The organism is Xylanibacter brevis ATCC 19188 (genome assembly GCF_000621725.1).
Lineage (GTDB): Bacteria > Bacteroidota > Bacteroidia > Bacteroidales > Bacteroidaceae > Prevotella > Prevotella brevis.
Map to the genome: position 1 here is coordinate 173040 of NZ_KK211333.1, position 20875 is coordinate 193914.

Annotated in this window: 17 protein-coding genes; 5 read left to right on the top strand and 12 right to left on the bottom strand. The window is 45.6% G+C overall.

Annotated elements, in window-relative coordinates; translation table 11 throughout:
* Positions 1 to 6: 6 nt before the first annotated feature.
* Together T433_RS0113395 and T433_RS0113400 are read right to left on the bottom strand one after the other, a co-directional pair.
* A complete protein-coding gene (locus T433_RS0113395) occupies positions 7 to 1752 on the bottom strand; it encodes a sodium:solute symporter (RefSeq protein ID WP_027449739.1) in 1746 nt (581 codons plus the stop codon).
* A 53-nt stretch (positions 1753 to 1805) separates the two neighbouring features.
* The gene (locus tag T433_RS0113400; RefSeq protein WP_027456147.1) at positions 1806 to 2987 is read right to left on the bottom strand and encodes an aldose epimerase family protein; all 1182 of its coding nucleotides are present in this window, start codon (positions 2985 to 2987) and stop codon (positions 1806 to 1808) included.
* A gap of 578 nt (positions 2988 to 3565) precedes the next feature.
* On the opposite strand from T433_RS0113400, the gene T433_RS0113405 reads away from it, so the two are divergent.
* Genes T433_RS0113405 through T433_RS0113425 form a run of 5 tightly spaced genes read left to right on the top strand, consistent with a single transcriptional unit; the run spans position 3566 to position 9351 of the window.
* Positions 3566 to 4072 (top strand): DMP19 family protein, encoded by a 507-nt coding sequence (locus T433_RS0113405; protein WP_027449741.1) that lies wholly within the window; start codon positions 3566 to 3568, stop codon positions 4070 to 4072.
* Positions 4069 to 4551 carry an SsrA-binding protein SmpB gene (gene smpB / locus T433_RS0113410; RefSeq protein WP_027449742.1) on the top strand — a complete coding sequence of 161 codons (483 nt, stop codon included), beginning with the start codon at positions 4069 to 4071 and terminating at the stop codon, positions 4549 to 4551. Before T433_RS0113405 ends, smpB begins: the two co-directional genes overlap by 4 nt.
* The gene (gene metH, locus T433_RS15580; protein ID WP_052357161.1) at positions 4548 to 7256 is read left to right on the top strand and encodes a methionine synthase; all 2709 of its coding nucleotides are present in this window, start codon (positions 4548 to 4550) and stop codon (positions 7254 to 7256) included. Before smpB ends, metH begins: the two co-directional genes overlap by 4 nt.
* Entirely contained in the window at positions 7253 to 7873 is a 621-nt protein-coding gene (locus tag T433_RS0113420; RefSeq protein WP_027456148.1) for an HAD family hydrolase, read from the top strand. Before metH ends, T433_RS0113420 begins: the two co-directional genes overlap by 4 nt.
* On the top strand, positions 7870 to 9351 hold the full coding sequence (locus T433_RS0113425) for a glycoside hydrolase family 10-like protein (RefSeq protein ID WP_027456149.1): 1482 nt from the start codon (positions 7870 to 7872) through the stop codon (positions 9349 to 9351). Before T433_RS0113420 ends, T433_RS0113425 begins: the two co-directional genes overlap by 4 nt.
* A gap of 111 nt (positions 9352 to 9462) precedes the next feature.
* On the opposite strand, the gene rpmA is transcribed toward T433_RS0113425, so the two are convergent.
* The 10 genes from rpmA to pyrF all read right to left on the bottom strand — a co-directional run bounded on the left by rpmA (position 9463) and on the right by pyrF (position 20873).
* Positions 9463 to 9726, bottom strand: coding sequence for a 50S ribosomal protein L27 (rpmA, locus tag T433_RS0113430; protein WP_027449745.1), 264 nt, complete (start codon positions 9724 to 9726; stop codon positions 9463 to 9465).
* Positions 9727 to 9745: 19 nt separating this feature from the next.
* A complete protein-coding gene (gene rplU, locus T433_RS0113435) occupies positions 9746 to 10063 on the bottom strand; it encodes a 50S ribosomal protein L21 (RefSeq protein ID WP_027449746.1) in 318 nt (105 codons plus the stop codon).
* 383 nt (positions 10064 to 10446) lie between these two features.
* Positions 10447 to 12180 carry an ATP-dependent DNA helicase gene (locus T433_RS16600; protein ID WP_027456150.1) on the bottom strand — a complete coding sequence of 578 codons (1734 nt, stop codon included), beginning with the start codon at positions 12178 to 12180 and terminating at the stop codon, positions 10447 to 10449.
* A 9-nt stretch (positions 12181 to 12189) separates the two neighbouring features.
* Positions 12190 to 14610 carry a transglycosylase domain-containing protein gene (locus tag T433_RS16605; RefSeq protein WP_155808519.1) on the bottom strand — a complete coding sequence of 807 codons (2421 nt, stop codon included), beginning with the start codon at positions 14608 to 14610 and terminating at the stop codon, positions 12190 to 12192.
* Positions 14607 to 15527, bottom strand: coding sequence for a tRNA (adenosine(37)-N6)-dimethylallyltransferase MiaA (miaA, locus tag T433_RS0113450; RefSeq protein WP_027456151.1), 921 nt, complete (start codon positions 15525 to 15527; stop codon positions 14607 to 14609). Before miaA ends, T433_RS16605 begins: the two co-directional genes overlap by 4 nt.
* A gap of 7 nt (positions 15528 to 15534) precedes the next feature.
* Positions 15535 to 16308: an acyl-ACP--UDP-N-acetylglucosamine O-acyltransferase gene (gene lpxA / locus T433_RS0113455; protein WP_027449749.1), complete on the bottom strand. Its 774-nt coding sequence runs from the start codon at positions 16306 to 16308 to the stop codon at positions 15535 to 15537.
* Between the two features lie 37 nt (positions 16309 to 16345).
* A complete protein-coding gene (locus tag T433_RS0113460) occupies positions 16346 to 17728 on the bottom strand; it encodes a bifunctional UDP-3-O-[3-hydroxymyristoyl] N-acetylglucosamine deacetylase/3-hydroxyacyl-ACP dehydratase (protein ID WP_027449750.1) in 1383 nt (460 codons plus the stop codon).
* A 3-nt stretch (positions 17729 to 17731) separates the two neighbouring features.
* Positions 17732 to 18766 carry a UDP-3-O-(3-hydroxymyristoyl)glucosamine N-acyltransferase gene (lpxD, locus tag T433_RS0113465; RefSeq protein WP_027449751.1) on the bottom strand — a complete coding sequence of 345 codons (1035 nt, stop codon included), beginning with the start codon at positions 18764 to 18766 and terminating at the stop codon, positions 17732 to 17734.
* A gap of 44 nt (positions 18767 to 18810) precedes the next feature.
* Complete coding sequence (locus T433_RS0113470) at positions 18811 to 20034, bottom strand: HD domain-containing protein (protein WP_027456152.1); 1224 nt, start codon at positions 20032 to 20034, stop codon at positions 18811 to 18813.
* A gap of 11 nt (positions 20035 to 20045) precedes the next feature.
* A complete protein-coding gene (pyrF, locus tag T433_RS0113475; RefSeq protein ID WP_027456153.1) occupies positions 20046 to 20873 on the bottom strand; it encodes an orotidine-5'-phosphate decarboxylase in 828 nt (275 codons plus the stop codon).
* Between the last annotated feature and the right edge of the window lie 2 nt (positions 20874 to 20875).

The window sequence follows — 20875 nt, forward strand, 5'->3', positions numbered from 1 at the left end:
CTTTTATTACCAGAAATATACATAGAAACAAGCGCAAAGGCCAATCACTACCAGTGTGCCGATGATATCCCATGCACCCCAGCTCTCCTTGATAGACTTCTTGAAGTCTGAAGAGAAGGTGATGGCATCAACCTGTGCCTTAGAAGGAGCTGGTGTGAAGCAGCTGACAACTACCATCAGCAGGATGATGAATACCAACAGCCAGCACTCGAAGATAAGCCAGTTGGTCTGCCAGAACCATGCAGTGTTCTCCCAGAAGGCGCCGTCCATCACGGCTTTACCTGAATCAGTGACTACGTTGGTCACCAAGCGCAGCATACCAATGAGGAAACCGCCAATCAAGCCCCACTCACCTGCCTTTGGTGTAATCTTCTTAGAGAAGATACCCAGCGTGAAGACAGCTACCATAGCGGGAGCAATAAGTGACTGGATGTCCTGCAGGTAAGAATAAAGGTTGCCCATGTTCATCATGATAGGCATCCAGGCTAGACCCAGTAGTACGACAACAACGGTTGCCATTCGACCTACGAATACGTAGTGGGCTTCGCTCATACCTTTCTTCATGGGCTTGTAGAAGTCCTCGGTGAAGAGGGTGGCACAGCTATTGAAGAAGGCAGCCAGCGAAGCTACAAGCGCGCAAACGAAACCGATGGTCACGATACCCTTGACACCTGCAGGCAGAATGTTCTTAACCATCATGGCAAAGGCACCGTCAGTTGACTCGTGATTGGTGATATCCATCACGATGCCGCTATCGGGATTCTGTGAGAGGGCATAGGCAATCATACCAGGGATAAGGAACATAAAGCAAGGCAGAATCTTGAAGAAACCTGCTGCAATGGTGCCGCGACGGGCACGCTTGATAACTTCGGCGTTGTCCTCGCCAGGCACCTGACCAAGTACACGCTGAACGATGTGCTGGTCGGTACACCAGTACCAGAAACCGATGATTGAGGCACCTAGGAATACTACATAGCCAGGGAACTGAGGATACATGGGATCACCGGGCTCGGTGTGGAACATGTGAGTAGTTCCGAAACCATCGTGTGCAGCATTACATGCAGCCATCATGTTTTCCCAACCGGCCACGATGCTGCCATCGCCCAGTGCTGACAATCCAAGGAAGAGAACAAGGAAAGAACCGATAATAAGAATCGGGGTCTGGATGGTAGAGAGAGTCATTACGCCCTTCATGCCACCAAACACGGTGAACACGGCTGTGATGACAATCAAGCCAATGGCGCCATACCAGAAGGGGATACCCAAGAGGAATTTGAAGAAGATACCACCAGTGAAGGCTGTGACTGAAACCTTTGTCAGTACGTAGGCCACCAGTGTGATGATGCTGAGCCATGAACCTGTGCGCTGGGTGTAGCGGAACTTCAGGAAGTCGGGCATGGTGATGATTTTGCCCATCTTGTTGATTAGCAACTGGTAGAAGGGCACGAACAGCCAACCCAGGATGAGGATCATCCAACCCTGCATCTCCCAGTGGGCCATACCCACACCGTCTTTAGCACCAGTACCAGCCAAACCAACAAGGTGTTCGGAACCGATATTGGCTGCGAAAATGGCCATACCGATCACGTACCAAGGCTCGCCTTTACCAAAAAGGTAGGCAGATGAGTCTTCACCCTGCTGCGCTTTCTTATCTTTCCAAATAGCATACCATACGGCTGCCACTACTCCTAAAAGGCCGACGGCAAGAATGGTCCAGTCGAGCCATATAAATTCATGAGAACTCCAATTCATAGTTGTATTAGTAATTATTGTAGTTAGTTTGTTTGTAGTTTTTCGAGACTCCCTTATTTCACAGAGAACTTGAATACCAAGTGACTGTAGTACTTCTCACCAGGATTCAGGAATGGACTTGGCCACTCGGGATGGTTGGGTGAGTTGGGGTACTTCTGGCTCTCAAGACATACAGAAGGACGCTGTGGGTACTTCACGCCACCCTTGCGAACCTTGTCCTGCTCGCCGTTGATGCCTTGGAAGTTGCCAGTGTAAACCTGCATGCCGGGCTCGTTGGTGAAGGCCTCGAGCAGAATTCCAGTCTTTGGAGAGTAGAGTGATGCAGCAACCTGTGTGTCGTCGCCCTTACCGTCCTTATAGGTGTTCAGAATCCAATTGTGGTCGAAACCATTGCCAAACTTTACCTGCTCGAAGTCCATGCGCAGAGAGTCCTGGATGGCATGGGCTGTGCGGAAGTCCATAGGTGTGCCGGCCACCTCGCAGATTTCGCCAGTAGGCATAAAGGTAGAGTCAGCTGGTGTGAACTTGTCGGCGTTGATATAAAGCTCCATGTCCATAGCGGGCTGGGTGGGGTCGCCGTTCAGGTTGAAGTAAGAGTGGTTAGTCATATTGACAATAGTGGGCTGATCGGTCTCGGCCTCCATCTTGATGTCAATGGCGTTGTCACTGGTCAGCGTGTAGGTGACGGTGGCTTTTACCTCGCCGGGGAAGTTGTTGTCGCCATCGGGGCTGACAAGTGTGAGCTTCAATGTGGTAGAGTCAATCTGCTCGGCATCGAAAATCTGATACTGCCATCCGGTGGGACCACCGTGCAGGCAATGGCCGAAATTGTTCTGGGGCAACTGAATGGTAGAGTCGCCAATGCAGAACTGACCGTTCTTGATGCGGTTGGCATAGCGACCAATAGAGGCGCCAAAGTCGCTACCGAAGTTTTCTGCGTCGGCATACTGGGCAATGTTGTCGTAGCCTAAAACGACGTCGGTGAGCTTGCCGTCACGATCAGGGACCATCAATGAAACCAGACGGGCACCAAAATTGGTGATACATGCCTCCACACCATTCTCGTTGACAAGGGTGTAGAGCTTCACGGGTTTCTCGTTGATTACGGTGTCAAACTTTTCAGGGTTCAGTCCCGAAACAGTCAGATTTGCAGCTTCTTGGCTGCCACTACATGCACAAAACGCGAGCGCCATCGATGCGCCGAGTCCGAACAAACTAGCTTTTAATGCTTTCATTGGTTTTGGGTTTTAATTATAATAAAATCTGTTGTAGGTTTCCAAATTTGGGTGTAAAATTACAACATTCTTTTAAATTAGCCAAATATATTCATGTGTTTTTTACTCCTTATTGTTTATTTTAACAATATCCGTTTGTTGCTACTTCTGTGCAGAATAAAGGAAAATGAGAGGTTTTTTGTGAAACTGAGCTGTTGAAAAGTGTAAAGAAAACTTTCTTTGTATTGTTCTCTGTTTTGAGAAGTGAGGTAGGGGGGTATATCTGTTGTTTTGCTATATTGCTTAATATGTTTTGTGTGGTTATTCAATCACTTTTGGCTTGTAATAGTTGCCGTCTTGTCTCCTTGTTTGGCCGCTTTTGTTGTCTTATTCGAACCCTTTTAGCTGTCAATAGTTCTTTCTTTATGTCTTTAATGACTTTTAAATAAATATCCATGTTATTTCCACTTTTTGTATGCCCTAGCTTTGGCTTTTGCTTTAGTCGGTGCTTTTCTAAGATAACAAGTTCTACAGGCTTGATGTTTCACGGGTGCGTGAAAAAATTTGGTGGTTCCGAAAATTAATATTACCTTTGCACTATGAAACAGATTATCGTAAAAGATGCCGATTTGAGCAATGCTGCTCTTGAAGGAATGGATGCTTTCTTGCAGGTTTTTATTGACGCCCTGCGCGAGGCTGTTGGAGGCGAACCAAGTGCTGAAGCTATTCAGGAATTGAATGCCGACCAGATGACGCTGCTTTGCTGGGATACGTTGCATCAGGAAGTGATGGATGGTGGTTTCGTACAGTTGATACACAATGGCTACGGACCTTTCATTTTCAAGAATCCCTTTGCTAAGGCGCTTAATAAGATGTGGCATATGCGCGACCTGTCGAAGATGCTTTACGAGGTGCATACGCTGTGGTTGGAAAACCGCGAAGCGCTGGAGGCCGACTGCAGTGATGAGGAATTTATGGCACTCTTTGAACAGTATCCACAGTTCGACGACTACGATGATATGTTTGTAGAAAATGAAGAGATGTGGACAGAGCAGATTGCCCACTATGTGGATGAGAACATTGAGAAATTTGCAACAGTAGAATGAATAAGCAAGAACAGGAACTCCGTAAAAAGAGTCCCGTGCAGATAAAAAACAAGAAAGCGGCTTTCGAGTACTTCTTTATAGAAGAGTTTACGGCCGGTATTGTTCTTACGGGCACAGAGATTAAGTCTATAAGAGCAGGAAAAGCAAGCTTGGTAGATACGTATTGTACGATTATTCACGGCGAACTGTGGGTGAAAGGAATGTCTATTAGTCCTTACTTCTATGGTTCATATAATAACCATGAACAGAAGCGTGACCGCAAGCTGTTGCTGACACGCCGTGAGATCAACAGACTGGAGAGCGCTACTAAGCAGACAGGATACACCATCGTGCCAACCTTGGTGTTTATCGATGATAATGGTCGCGCTAAGATGGATTTGGCTTTGTGTAAAGGTAAGAAAGCCTATGACAAACGCCAGACGCTGAAAGAGAAGGAAGACAGACGCGAAATGGATCGCGCAATGAAAGTATATAAATGATACACAACGAAATAACTAAACGAATACTGGTGCTCGACGGTGCTATGGGAACCGTTGTTCAGGAGTATGGACTTGACGAGAAAGACTTTAGAGGAGAACGTTTTCAGGACATCGAAGGGCAACTGAAGGGCAATAATGATGTGCTCTGCTTGACGCGCCCTGACGTGATAGCCGATATTCACCGACGATACCTTGAGGCTGGGGCTGATATAATCACCACCAATACGTTTAATGCTCAACGTATCTCGCAAAGTGACTATCATCTACAATCATACTCAAAAGAGATGAATATTGCTGGCGCCCGTTTGGCTCGCCAGTGTGCTGACGCGTTCTCAACGCTAGATAAGCCACGCTTTGTGGCTGGCTCTATTGGACCCACCAATAAGACGTGCTCAATGTCGCCCGATGTGTCGGATCCGGCACGCCGCGAACTGACCTATGATGAGCTGTTTGAGGCTTATACCGAACAGATAGAAGGACTCATCGAGGGTGGGGCGGACTTGTTGCTCATAGAGACTATTTTCGATTCGCTGAATGCGAAAGTTGCCATTGATGCGGCTGTTCAAGCTCGTGGTAGTCGCGACATTCCCATTATGCTCTCGGTGACTGTTAGCGATGCTGCAGGTCGTACGCTGAGTGGACAAACGTTGGATGCCTTTATGGCTTCGGTTTCTTCATATCCCATTTTCAGCATAGGACTCAACTGCTCGTTTGGCGCTCGCCAGATGAAACCTTATCTGAAGGAACTGGCACGCAGAGCCCCTTATTATGTCAGTGCCTATCCCAATGCGGGTCTTCCCAATTCTTTGGGCCTTTATGATGAAACACCTACGTCGATGGCTCCCCAGATAGCTGAGTTTATTGATGAGGAATTGGTAAACATCGTTGGCGGCTGTTGCGGAACGACGCCAGATTTTATCCGTGAATACGTGCCCCTAACAGTAGGAAAGACGCCCCGTCAGCCAGCTCCAAAATCTGGTAAAATCCAACTTTCGGGTCTCGATCTGCTCGAGCCAATGGCTTTCACCAATGTGGGTGAGCGCTGTAATGTGGCAGGCTCGCGCAAGTTTCTGCGACTGATAAAAGAAAAAAACTACGATGAGGCACTGCAGATAGCGCGCAAGCAGGTAGAAGATGGAGCAATGGTGCTGGATATCAATATGGACGATGCCCTTTTGGATGCAAAAGCCGAAATGGTGATGTTTCTTAATTTGATAGCCTCAGAACCGGAAATTGCTCGTGTGCCTGTGATGATTGACTCCAGTAAATGGGATGTCATCATGGCGGGTTTGAAGTGTGTGCAAGGCAAAAGCATCGTGAACAGTATTTCGCTGAAAGAGGGCGAGGAGGTGTTCTTGAGTCATGCTGCTGATGTGAAGCGTATGGGTGCCGCTGTCGTCGTAATGTGTTTCGACGAGAAGGGGCAGGCTACGACCTACGAACGTCGATTGGAAATTGCCGAGAGAGCCTATCGTCTCTTGACCGAAAGGTTGGCATTCGCTCCACAAGATATTATCTTCGACCCTAATGTGTTGGCAGTGGCTACCGGTATGGAGGAACATAATGCATATGCGATCGATTTTATAAGAGCAGCAGAATGGATTAAAAAGAACCTGCCTGGTGCGCATGTCAGTGGAGGCGTGAGCAACCTCTCGTTCTCGTTTCGTGGCAACAATTATATTCGTGAGGCAATGCATGCCGTATTCCTCTATCACGGCATTCATGTAGGCATGGACTTTGGTATCGTAAACCCTTCTACGAAGGTTACTTACGACGACATACCAGAAGATCTCTTAGAGTTGCTTGAAGATGTGGTCCTGAATCGCCGTCAGGATGCTGCCGAACGCCTATTGAACTCGGAATATGCAGCCAATAAAGAGACTGTACAAGGCAGCGAAAAGACACAAGCGGCTGTTCAGGAACAGCGCACTGTAGAGGAGCGATTACAAGAGGCGCTTATTCGTGGTACTAACGAGACACTGGCTGCTGATTTACAAGAGGCTGTCGCAAAATATCCTCGGGCGGTGGACATCATTGAAGGACCCTTGATGGCTGGCATGAACGAGGTAGGACGACGTTTTGGTCAAGGAAAGATGTTCTTGCCTCAGGTCGTAAAGACGGCTAGAACTATGAAGCAAGCCGTGGAAATACTGCAACCTTTCATTGATTCTGGAAAGCAAGGCAATTCAACGAAGTCGGGAAAAGTACTTTTGGCCACGGTTAAGGGCGATGTACACGACATAGGAAAGAATATCGTAAGTGTTATCATGGCGTGCAATGGGTATGAAGTCATTGATATGGGCGTGATGGTGCCTGCCGACCAGATCGTTCAGAAAGCTATAGAGGAACAGGTGGATATGATAGGTCTATCTGGACTGATAACCCCCAGTCTGGAAGAAATGGTGAATGTTGCCAAGGAACTGCGCAAGGCAGGTCTTGATATCCCCATCATGATAGGTGGCGCGACCACTAGTGAACTGCATGTGGCGCTGAAGATTGCCCCGGTCTATGGCGGTCCTGTGGTATGGTTAAAGGATGCCTCTCAGAATCCTATTGTGGCGCAGCGACTGATGAAAGAGGCAAAGGCTTATTCCGAAGAGCTAAATGAGGAATACGAACACATGCGCGAACAATATAATAACGAACAACAGCAGTTGCTCTCTTTAGAGGAGGCACGGCGTAATAAACCAAACTTGTTTGAATGATTAAAAACATTATTTTTGACCTCGGTGGTGTTGTCATCACTTTGGATCAGTCGCAAGCCATCAGGAGGTTTGAAGCCCTGGGACTGAAAGATGCTGCGCAACGACTGGATGCCTACACGCAAGAGGGAATCTTTGGAGACTTGGAAGGTGGTAGAATAGATGCGGAGACGTTTCGTCTGGAACTCTCTAAACTGGTGGGCAATGAGGTGACTCATGAACAATGTGCCTATGCATGGCAAGGCTATGCGAAAGAGCTGCCGGCACGTAATCTGGAGGCTCTGATACGTCTTCGTCAGGAGGGCTATCGACTGCTGCTGCTTTCTAACACCAATCCCTACATGATGGAGTGGGTCGGTTCGGAGAAGTTTGACGGTCGTGGTCATAGTGTGGACTACTATTTCGATAACTTATATTTGAGCTATCGTATGAAGTTGATGAAACCAAATCCCGAGATATTCGGTAATTTGCTGATGGCCGAGCAGTTAAGACCATCTGAATGCTTGTTTCTTGATGATAGTCCGCGCAACGTGGCTGCTGCCAGCCAGATGGGTATCAAAACGTTCTGCCCTGAGAATGGGGCAGACTGGACAAAGGATATATATCAATTTATAAAATGAGAAACATACTATTACTACTTGCTTTGCTGCTGACATCAACGGCAAATGCACAACAGAAAAGGGAATTTCGTGGTGCCTGGATACAATGTGTCAACGGCCAGTTTCAGGGCATGGGCACTAAGAAAATGCAGGAGACCCTGGTTTACCAGTTGAACGAACTGCAAAAGGATGGTGTGAATGCCATCATCTTCCAGGTTCGTCCTGAGTGCGATGCGCTCTATCCAAGCAAATTCGAACCGTGGAGTCGTTTTCTCACAGGACAGCAGGGTAAGGCTCCTAGTCCTTATTGGGATCCTCTGCAGTGGATGATTGACCAGTGTCATGCTCGTGGTATGGAGTTGCATGCTTGGATTAATCCTTATCGTGCTAAGACGAAGGGTACTACAGCTCTTGCTACGAGTCATGTGGCTATTCAGCACCCTGAGCGTTGCTTTGATTACGATGGGCTGAAGATTCTGAATCCTGGCATCCCAGAGAACCGCGACTTTATCTGTATGGTGGCAAAGGATATCGTTTCGCGTTATGATATCGACGGTATCCATATGGACGACTATTTCTATCCTTATCCTGCCCCAGGCCAGATTATCCCTGATGATGCACAGTATCGTCAGCATTCAAATGGAATCATGGACCGTGGAGATTGGCGAAGATATAACGTGAACCTATTTATCAAGCAGTTCTATGAAACAGTTCACGAAACGAAGCCATGGGTAAAAGTGGGTATCTCACCATTCGGCATCTATCGTAACAAGAAAAATGCTGCTATCGGTAGCAACACCAATGGTCTGCAGAACTATGATGATCTATATGCAGATGTGTTATTATGGATTAATAATGGCTGGTTGGACTATTGTGTACCTCAGATTTATTGGGAGATTGGAAATCGTGCAGCTGACTATGATACATTGATTCGCTGGTGGAATCAGTATGCAGGAGGACGTCCCCTGTTTATTGGTGAGGATATTGAAAGAACCGTAAAACATGCTGATCCTAGTAATCCAAGTCAGAATCAGCAGCTAGCTAAGCAGCGCCTTCATCAGCAGATGCGCAACGTGAAAGGTACGGTCTTGTGGTATGCAAAAGCTGCTGTAGATAATACGGGAAACTATGCCACTCAGCTTCGTCAGAATTACTGGCGCTATCCTGCACTACAACCAGAGATGCCATTTTTGGATAAGAAGGCACCCGGTAAACCTCGTAAAGTAAAGCCAGTTTGGACTCAGGATGGTTATGTGCTGTTTTGGACTGCTCCAAAAGGCAAACAGTGGGGTGATGTGGCAACAAAGTATGTCGTATATTGTTTTGCTAAAGGAGAAAAGTTGAATACCAATGACCCTTCAAAGATCGTAACAATCACAACGAATACGTTTTATAAGCTTCCTTACAAGAACGGAAATCAAGCCTATACCTATGTGGTGACAGCTCTTGACCGTATGCAAAATGAGAGTAAGGTGGCTAAGAAAACAGTAAAGCTATAACCTTGGACAAGTTTTACGAAATTAAGTTTTAAAGTATATATAAAGTAGAAGCCCTGCCAAAAGGCAGGGCTCTATTGTTTGTTTGGAATAAGTGTTTTGTTTGTAAGTTGGTTAAGCTTCAGCTGCTGGAATTACTGAAACAACGCTCTTATCGCGCTTGCCCTTGTGGAAGTTAACTGTTCCATCAATGAGAGCGTACAGAGTATCGTCTTTACCAATACCAACGCCGTTACCGGGATTGTGCTTTGTACCGCGCTGGCGAACAATAATGTTGCCTGCTTCTACTTTCTGGCCACCCCAGATCTTAACGCCAAGTCGCTGAGCAGCACTCTCGCGACCGTTCTTAGAACTACCTACACCTTTTTTATGTGCCATTTTCTGTTCCTCCTACGTTTTAAGCGACTACCTGCTTGATTACTACTTCTGTGAACTGTTCGCGGTGACCGTTCTTCTTGCGGAAGTCCTTGCGGCGCTTCATCTTGAAAACGATGACCTTGTCGCCCTTAACGAGCGGGTTCACTACTTCTACTACTACCTTTGCACCTTCTACGGTGGGTGCGCCAACCTTGACAGCGCCGTCGGTATCAACGAGCAGCACCTTGTCAAATTCAACAGTCTTGCCTGCCTCTACATCCTTGATGTGATGCACGAAGAGCTTTTTGCCCTCCTCAGCCTTGAACTGCTGACCCTGAATTTCTACAATTGCGTACATTATGTTTTTATTTGTAAATAGGGGTTTTTCCGCAAGGCGGTGTACGTTCGTACACACTTCACCCAGCCTCCACGGACTCTTTCGGGGTGCAAAGGTACTGCTTTTATTCCATTATACAAGGTGTGTAATTGATATTTTTTATTAGTATTAGTATTATTTAACTTAAAATCCATATATAAAGCGAAAGCGATGGACTTCACAGTCAATCGCTTTATCTTCAATAGGTATTAGCTCTTTTAAGGTAAAAAGATTGTTTTCAGGATAACGTTGACAAAGGTATGTTTTTTTTTTGAAGTCTCCAAACTTTTCTTTAATTATTTTTTGTTTTTTTTATTGTGTGGGAACACAATATCTTGATTTATGATTTGGAGACGTGAAAAAAATTATTTTTTGTTTTTATTGAGCTTTTTGAGTCTGCGTTGGGCATCCCCGCACTCAGGATAGAGCTCTAATGCTTTCTGGTAATTACGTATAGCAGCCTCTGTCATGTGCTCCTGTTCGCACTCTTTACCCAGTAGTGTATATTCTGCGGCTAAGCGTCTCAAGATGGCCTGTTGGGCATCTAGTTGTGACTTAAGCGTCGCTATTTCATCTTTCTGTTTATTAATGATTTCCAGCTTATGGCGTATATATCGCTGTGCAGTGGGTTTCTCTATGTCGTAGCGACTATGGATAGCTTTGAAAAAGTTGTCCAAAAAACGTTTGAAATCACCGCGGTCAAATGCATGGATGGCATCGCGATATTCTCGATCGGCCTTTCCTGCCTGTAGGGCTTGGTTGATCAATGTCTGATTGTTGTATTGTCGAGCAAACTGTACGACTTCGGCTCTGACGAAGATGTCTTGTTGACGAATAGGGGCCACCAGTGAAATGCCTTGTAATGATGTGCATCGCGACAAGGCTACATAGGTTTGTCCCCCAGCGAAGGCGCCACTAGTGAAGTCGATAGATACTCTGTTGAAAGTGAGGCCCTGACTCTTATGGACGGTGATGGCCCATGCCAAGCGAATGGGAAACTGTTCGTAGGTGCCCAGCAGTTGCTCTTCAATCTTCTGCTCTTTTTCATTGAAAGTATAGCGCATGTTCTCCCATATCTCGCGTTCTACATCGAAGTCGTGTCCTTCTTCGTCAGCAATGCTGATGATGCCTGTTTCCTCATCGATACCAGTGATGATGCCAAGAGTGCCATTGACCCATCGTTTTTCCTTGTCGTTCTTGATAAAGATAATTTGAGCCCCAAGTTTTAGTTGTAGTTCCATGGGGGTGGGGAGGGACGACTCAGGGAAGTCTCCCTTGATATTGCCATAGAACACGCTTGGCAGGCCCTCTAGTTTGCTAAGATGTTGCTCGTTGATGTAGTCAACAGTATCTCTGCGTGTAGCCAATGTAATGGATAGACGATGCTCTTGAGCTGTATTTTCTTCTTCTGCATACTTAACTCTTTCATTAAGTGCTGCCAGATCTTGTCTTGTCGTCTGGTTCTGCCTAATGCGGTCCAGCATTGCAATAAAGTTGCTATCTTTTTGTCTATAGACCTTGATAAGTTCTATGCTAACAAGTTGAATGTTTTGCCATACTTTTGCATTGAAGAAATAGGCCGAAGGATAGAAGGGATACATCAATTGGCGTTCCTCTTCCTTAAGAACGGGCTCCAACTGATAGATGTCGCCTACAAGTAAAAGTTGCTTGCCTCCAAATGGATCGTTATTTCGGGTGTAGATACGTAGCACTTTGTCAATGAAGTCGATGATGTCTGCACGTACCATTGAAATTTCATCGATGATGATGAGTTCTATCTCGCGAATGAGTTTCCTTTGTTCACTTGTATATTTCAATGTCTCTTTGATGTGCCGACGGTCGTATCTGGTATCGTTTGGTAGCAATGGATGAAACGGTAGCTTAAAGAAACTATGTAATGTGGATCCACCAGCATTAATGGCAGCAATACCTGTTGGCGCAAGAATAACATTCTTTTTCTTTGTATGTTTGGCTACGTAACGCAAGAACGTAGATTTACCGGTGCCCGCTTTTCCTGTGAGAAAAAGAGAGCACCGGGTATGATTGATAATTTGAAGGGCATCCTGCCACTCCTTATTGTCTAAGTCAAGTTCTTCCATGTAGCGGTGTTATTCCGTTGTTGATGGGGTGTTTCCTTCGTTTGCAGATGCTTTGGCGGCATCAATATCCTCATTTATTTGTTCGTCGACAGCAGTCGAGTCTTCTTGAAGGCTATCGGGTACTTCGTAGTAGTAGCCTCCCTCGTACATACTTGGAGTTATATTTTTATCGTGACAAGGATTAAACTTGGTTCGATAATCTTTGAAAGCAGGATCGCTGAGAACAGCTTTGTAAAACTTGCCGCAAATTGGTAGAGCCGTGACTCCACCTTGGCCAAGTGCACCAGTGCGGAAGTGAATGGCGCGATATTCGCCACCAACCCAAGCACCGCAAACAAGTTTTGGACTGACGCCTACAAACCATGCATCAGAATGATTGTTGGAAGTTCCGGTCTTGCCACCAAAATCGGTGTCTGTAAATTGGCTGACATACTGATTCAAAGCCCAACTGGTTCCGTGCAAGCCTCCCATCAACATTTGTTGCATGAAGAAGGAACTGCGATAGCTTACAGCCTCTTGAGTCTTCTCTTTTGACTTGTATATCTCGTTGCCATCACGATCCAGAATGCGTGTAACAAAGACAGGTTCGTGCATTTGTCCGTCGTTGGCGATGGTGGCATACGAATTTACCAGTTCCAGTAGGTTTACGTCGCTAGCACCCAGAGCTAAGGCTGGTACTACCTGAAGATTGCTCTTGATTCCCATTCGATGAGCCGTTTTTGCAACTTTGTCAATGCCAACCTCCTGTCCCAGTCTTGCAGCAATCGTATTGATACTCTTGGCAAAAGCTGCTTTCAGCGGCATGTCAGCTCCAGAGGTGATGCCATCGGCATTGTGTGGCATCCAGTTAACCTCTTGATTTTTCTCTTTGTCCCATACTTTGATGCTGAGATACGTGTCTGTACGTGTATCGACGGGGGTGAGCCCCTGGTTCATAGCTTCTGTATAAACAAAGAGTTTAAAGGTTGAGCCAGGTTGACGCATAGCGGTAACCTTGTCGTATTTCCAGGATTTAAAATCCAAGTCGCCAACCCATGCTTTGATATGTCCGGTGTGTGGCTCCATTGCCACAAATCCACAATGCATGAAATGTACCATGTAGCGGATGCTATCCAGGGTGCTCATTTCGCGTTCAATCTCTCCATCGTAGCTAAACAGCTTTACGGGGTGAGGTTGATTCAAATAGTATTCAATTGAGTCAGGGTCATTGGGAAATTTGTTTTTCAGAGCCTTGTAATGTGAGGTTCTCTTTGCAATATTCTCAATGAAATTGGGTATTTCCCTATTTTGTTCGTCGCGCCAAGGATTGGTGTTGCCCCAGTGATTGTTAAAGCTGGTCTGCACATGTTTCATTTGTTCCAAGGCAGCATCCTCAGCATATTTCTGCATGCGGGTGTCAATGGTGGTATAGATTTTCAAACCATCGGTGTAGAGATCATATCCATTTTCGTTGCACCAATCTTTCAGATGGCTTGCCAATGCTTCGCGGAAATAGTTCGCCTGTCCGTCATAGGCATTTTCAACTGAATAGTCCAGATCAATGTTTTTTACGCTTAACGTGTCGAACTGTTCTTTGGTCAGATGTCCATGCTGAAGCATGTTGTCAAGTACTACATTTCTGCGATTCAAACTATTTTGTGGGTTCAGTCTGGGATTGTAGTAAGTTGTGGCTTTCAGCATACCAACCAGGATGGCAGCTTGTTCTGGCTTCAGATTTTTAGGCGTAATGCCAAAGTAAGTCTTACATGCCGTCTTAATACCATAGGCGTTTGAGCCAAAATCTACCGTATTGGCATACATGGTAAGTATTTCGTTCTTGTCGAAATAGACCTCTAATTTAACAGCAGTAATCCATTCCTTTGTCTTCATTATCAGCATCTTAACGCCAGGAATGTTTCCCAGTAATCCAGTAGAGTATTCGGTGCGAACACGGAAGAGGTTCTTGGCCAACTGTTGGGTGATGGTTGAAGCACCGCGTGCTTCACCATGGATGACATAGTCTTTTAGTGCAGCGCCAAAAGCAGGGAAGTCGATGCCGAAGTGATGGTAGTAGCGCTCGTCCTCGGTGTCAATCAGAGCTTGCCAGAATACAGGATTGACATCTTCAAATGTGACGGGGGTTCTATTCTCGCTAAAGAATTTACCAATCAACACATCATCAGCACTGTAAATCTCAGATGCTTGCGCAGGACGAGTGTTTATGATCGTTGACATGCTTGGCGATTTGCCGAACAGCCAGAATAAATTGATATCCACAGCTCCCATGTATAACAGCATAAGAACGATGAAGGATCCAATGGTCGATACCATTTTGATATACCAGGGGCGTCCCTTGAATATACCAATGTACCAAGAGATAAATTTTTTAGAGTAGAACTTCCCCTTTTCTATGATCTGTTTTGTCTTGTTCACGACTTCTGTTCTATTCATGATTGCTGAATGATATAATTATAAATGTCGTCTTCTATGTTTTGAATTTGTTTGTTGCTGTCGAGTGTGAACCACTTCATCTCTGGATCTTTCTTGTACCAGGTGAGTTGCTTGCGGGCATATCTTCGGGTATTGCCTTTAATGCGTTCTACGGCTTCATCTAGTGACCAAGTGCCTTCCAAATATGTAAATAGCTCTTTGTAGCCAACGGTATTTAGCGCGTTAAGGTCTCTCTCTGCGTATAGCATTTTAGCCTCCTCTAGAAAACCGTCTTGCATCATGTTATCTACACGCTGATTGATGCGACTATACAACTCCTCACGATCTCTTGTTAGACCGATCTTTATAATTTTAAATGGGCGCTCTCGTTTCTGATTTGTGCGGAATGAAGAATAAGTACGTCCCGTCATGTGACATATCTCCAGAGCATGTACAACACGTCGTGGATTCTGTTTGTCCACGATGGCATAATGCTCTGGGTCTAAACTCTTCAACTCCTCACAGAGCTTTTCCAACCCCTCCTCTGCCAGACGTCGCTTCAATAGATTACGTGTCTCGTCGTCAACAGTAGGGATGTCGTCAATGCCATTGCATACGGCATCAATATACATCATGCTGCCACCTGTGAGTAGGGCATAATCAGATGTTTTAAAGAGTTCTTGAAGAAGTTTTAAAACATCTTCTTCGTACATAGAAGCGCTGTAGTAATCCTCTAGGTTTAGTTGGCCAACAAAATAATGTCGCACCTGCTGAAGTTGTGCTTCAGTAGGTGCGGCAGTGCCAATAGATAGCTTGCGGAATATTTGTCGAGAGTCAGCATTGATAATAGGAATGCCAAATCTTTTGGCAATTTCAATGCACAACTCAGTCTTTCCGACAGCTGTTGGGCCAGTGATGACTATCAGCGTTTTTGCCAAAGTCTTCTTATCTAATTACGCCTCGTTTTGAATTTTCAAAGAATGAGCAGATATAATCCACTTCTTTAGAGTCGGGATATTTTGCTCGGGCCTCAGCAATACCTTCTTTCAGGATACCCTGAGAGTAGATGATGCGATACGTGTCGTGAATCATATCGATAGTCTCATTAGAGAAACCGCGACGACGCAGACCGATAAGGTTCAAGCCGGCATAGCGGATAGGTTCCTTGCCTGCAATAATATAGGGAGGAATATCCTGGCTCGTACGGCTACCGCCTTGTATCATGACATATCCTCCAACACGGCAGAACTGGTGGAACAAGACTTCTGCAGAAACAATAGCGCAGTCATCAACCTCAACTTCACCGGCAAACTTTGTGGAATTGCCAATGATACAGCCGTTGCCAATGATACAATCATGAGCAATGTGCATGTTTTCCATCAGCAGGTTGTTTGAACCGACTACGGTTTTACCACGACTAGCAGTACCGCGACTGATTGTAACATTCTCACGGATAGAGTTGTTGTCTCCAACTTCGCATGTTGTTTCCTCGCCTTTGAACTTCAAATCCTGTGGCTTAGTTGAAATTGATGCACCTGGGAAGAACTCGTTACCGCTGCCGATACGTGCACCAGTGTGTATGGTAACATTGTTCAGCAGGTGATTATTGTCGCCCATCACTACGTTCTTGTCAATCACGCAGAAAGGACCAATGATATTATTGTCTCCCAATTTTGCCTCAGGATCGACAACAGCTAGGGGATGTATTTGATTTGCCATTATTTAAATTGTTCTATTATTAAATATCTTCAAATCTTCACTTGTTCTTAACAATTTGAGCAGTGAAAGTTGCTTCTGACACAATCTTGTCGCCAACGAAAGCATAGCCGTGCATAGTAGAAATACCATGACGGAGTGGGGCCATCAAATCAACTTTAAAGATCAGGGTGTCTCCAGGTACTACCTTTTGGCGGAACTTCACACCGTCAATCTTCATAAAGTATGTTGACCAACGCTCAGGTTCTTCCACACTGTTGAGAACTAACAGACCACCGCACTGTGCCATGGCTTCAATCTGCAGTACACCAGGCATGACGGGCTCCTGTGGGAAGTGACCAGTGAAGAAGGGCTCATTAGATGTGATATTCTTAACACCAACAATGCTATTGGGACCAATCTCAATCACTTTATCAACCAGCTGCATGGGGTAGCGGTGTGGCAACAGTTCGCGGATGCGGTTGACATCCATTACCGGCTCTTCGTTTGGATCGTAGGCAGGCGCTTGAATCTCGTGCTTGCGAATCTCCTTACGCATTTCGCGTGCGAACTTATTATTAATGGTATGGCCAGGACGTGTAGCAACGATACGTCCCTTTACAGGCTTTCCAATCAGGGCCATGTCACCAATGACATCGAGCAGTTTATGACGTGTACACTCGTTGTCCCAAACCAGTGGCTTGTGCTGGATATAACCCAATTCGTTGGCATCACGATGCTCTACGTGCAGCATATCTGCCAGTGTGTCAAGGCGCTCCTGAGTGGTCTGGCGCTCATAGATGACAATGGCATTGTCAAGGTCTCCACCTTTAATTAAGTTGGCTTGAAGCAGGGGCTCAATGTCGCGTACAAATACGAATGTGCGAGCAGCTGCAATATCCTCGGGATACTTCTTGATGTCATCGAGTGTGGCAAACTGACTGTGGATGAACTTTGATTCAAACGAACACATCGCTGTCAGCGTGAAGTCATCATCGGGAAGGATGGTGATGCACGAGCCAGTGGCTTCGTCTTTAACTTCTATTTTCTTACGAATGACATAGTAGTCTTTGGGGGCATTTTGCTCCTCAATACCTATCTCGTTAATCTTCTCTACATATTTGATGGCAGAGCCGTCAAGAATAGGAAACTCAGGACCGTTAACCTGTATCAAGCAGTTGTCAACGCCCAAAGCGTAAAGAGCAGAAAGAGCATGCTCAATGGTAGAAACTTTAATATCGCCTTTGCCCAATACCGTACCACGTTGTGTATCAACAACATTTTCTGCAATGGCATCGATGATAGGCATGCCATCGAGGTCAATACGCTGTATTTTATAGCCGTGGTTCTCTGGTGCGGGGTTGAATGTTACAGTCAGGCTAAGACCTGTGTGAAGACCTTTTCCGCAAAGCGAGAAACTACCTTTAAGAGTTTTCTGTTTCATACTTTATTTGTTTGCTTTAAGTTCTGCTAATTCTTTCTTAAGTTGATTAAGTTCCCGATACATATCAGGGAGTTTCTTCATTACGGCAGAAGCCTTGAAGAATACTTTGGGATCCATGGCGGGCGAACCGATAAGTTGCTCGTTGCCCTTGGTGTTGCTGATGACACCACACTGAGCACCAACGAAAGTTTTGTCAGCCACGTGGATATGTCCGGCAAAGCCAGCCTGTCCACCAACCATACACCAAGAACCAATCTTTGTGCTACCAGCCATACCGACCTGTGCCGACATAACGGTGTTCTCGCCAATCTCACAGTTGTGAGCCACCTGAATCAGGTTGTCTAGTTTTACTCCTTTATGAACTACTGTAGCACCCATTGTAGAGCGGTCGATACATGTGTTAGCACCAATCTCTACATTGTCCTCAATGATGACGATACCAATCTGTGGAATCTTGTCGTAGCCCTCTGTACTTGGAGCAAAGCCAAAGCCATCCGCACCAATCACGCTACCGGCATGGATGGTTACGTTATTGCCGATACGGCAACCTTGGTATACGGTTACATTGGGGTAGAAGAGACATTTTTCTCCAACTTTCACGCCGTCGCCAATGACTACGTGTGGGTAAATCTGGGCACCATCGCCAATCACCGCACCATCACCGATGCAAGCAAAGGCTCCGATATATACATCCTTACCGATAGTTGCCTTGGGCGAAACGAAAGCCAAAGAGTCAATGCCAGTCTTCTTAGGCTTGATAGACTCGTAAATCTGCAGCAACTTTGCTACGGCCTCGTAGGCATTCTTCACACGGATAAGCGTGGCAGAAACCTCCTGCTCCAGTTCCAAGTCTTCGTTGACCAATACGATGGTTGACTTAGTCTCGTAAAGATAATGAGTGTATTTGGGATTTGATAGGAATGAAATAGCTCCTTCCTGTCCTTCTTCAATCTTTGCAAAAGTGTGGACGGCTGCTGCTTCATTGCCTTCTACTCGTCCTCCAATTAGATCAGCTATTTGTTTAGCAGTAAATTCCATAATATCTACTAGTTTTTCAAATTAGACTGCAAATATAAACATTTTTATTGAATTCGCTGATAACAGAGATAATATTTTCGTATTTTTTTAGAAAGAAGTGCTACATTTAGTATCTCAGAGGCCTCTGAGATGTCTTTTATACTGCCGTCTTTGTATAAAATATCTATAGAATCATCATCAACCGAATACATATCTTTTTGTATTTCGCTGACGTTAAACATATAGTGTGTATCCTCTTTTGGAATACCCATTTCCAAGGCAATACTCGTACGTAGTTCTTCTAGTCTTTCTTCAGATATGGGTTCTTCGTGAACCTCAACTTTGAAGACACATCTGTCGAGCATGTCTTTCGCCAATGTTGACAGTATTTTGTCTTCGTGATATTTCCAAGCTTTCATGGCACTCCAGATGTCGGAGTCGTCTAGATCCTCGTACATCAACAATGCCTCACTATGATTTTCAAACCACTGACGGTCCACGTTGTTGTTTAGGAAATAGGCGAGGGCAGGCGATGCAAACACCTCTTTACCCTGGCGCACCAAATCTTTGGCTCGCGTCAGCATGCTTACCAACACTTTCTCATAAGCCACAGTGGTTTTGTGAAGATAAACTTGCCAGTACATCAGTCTTCTTGTGGTGAGGTAGTTCTCGAGCGAGTAAATGCCTTTTTGCTCGATGACCAAACGATCGTCAACCACATTCAGCATCTTGATGATTCGTGCCGAACCGATATTGCCTTCTGTGACGCCTGTGAAGAAAGAGTCGCGGCGCAGATAGTCCAATCGGTCCATGTCCAGTTGGCTGGATATTAGCTGATGAAGAAATTTCTTCGGATATTCGTTTTTGAAAATAGAAATGGCCAAATTAAGCTGACCGCCCATGTCGCGATTGATTTGCTCCATCATCATCAGTGAGATGTCCTCGTGCGATATACCTGAGATAAGCGTGTTTTCCAATACGTGCGAAAAGGGGGCGTGGCCGATGTCGTGCATCAAAATAGCCGCTTTTACGGCTTCGGCTTCTGAATCAAAGATAAAATGACCTTTCTGTTGGAGCGACAGAATGGCTTCACTCATCAGGTGGAAGGCACCAAGTGAATGCTGAAATCGCGTATGCCGTGCACCAGGATAAACTACCGATGTTAGCCCCAACTGGTTGATCCTGTTTAAGCGTTGAAACAGAGGATGCTTTACGATGCCGTAAAGCAATCCTCTAGGTATTTGGATAAACCCGAATACGGGGTCATTAATGATCTTTGTTTCGTTCATTCATCTGTTTTTTACATGCCGATCTTTGCAAGTTCTAAAGCCATCTCCTGCTGAAGTTCTTTAGCTTTCTGACCTGCTACTTCGGCATAGTTCTCGTCCTGAGAAGCATAGATGATGCCACGAGAAGAGTTGACCAGCAGACCGCAGTCCTTATTCATGCCGTATTTGCATACTTCCTGCAGGCTGCCACCTTGTGCACCAACGCCAGGTACCAACAGAAAGTGGCTGGGAGCCACCTTACGGATATCCTCAAACATCTGTCCCTGTGTGGCACCTACCACATACATCATGTTCTCGTCATTGCCCCATTTCTGTGAGGTCTTCAGCACTTTTTCGAAGAGGCGCTCGCCCTGCTCATCTGCTGTCAACTGGAAGTCATGTGAGCCCTTGTTGCTTGTCAAGGCCAGCAGAATCACCCACTTGCCCTCATAACCCAAGAAAGGCGTAACAGAGTCTTCACCCATATAAGGAGCAACGGTCAGAGAATCTACGTCATATTCTTCAAAGAAAGTGCGCGCATACATGGCAGATGTGTTGCCAATATCACCACGTTTAGCATCTGCTACAATAAAATGATGAGGATAATTCTCTTTGAGGAAAGAAATGGTTTTCTCAAAGGAAATCATACCTTTCACGCCGAAGGCCTCATAAAATGCCAAATTGGGCTTGTAGGCCACGCAGTAGGGGGCGGTAGCTTCGATGATGGCCTTGTTGAAGGCGAAGATAGGGTCTTCGTCTTTTAGCAAGTGCTGTGGGATTTTCTTTAGGTCTGTGTCAAGACCAACGCACAGAAAAGACTGTTTCTCTTTTATTTGCTGGATAAGTTCCTGTCTAGTCATAT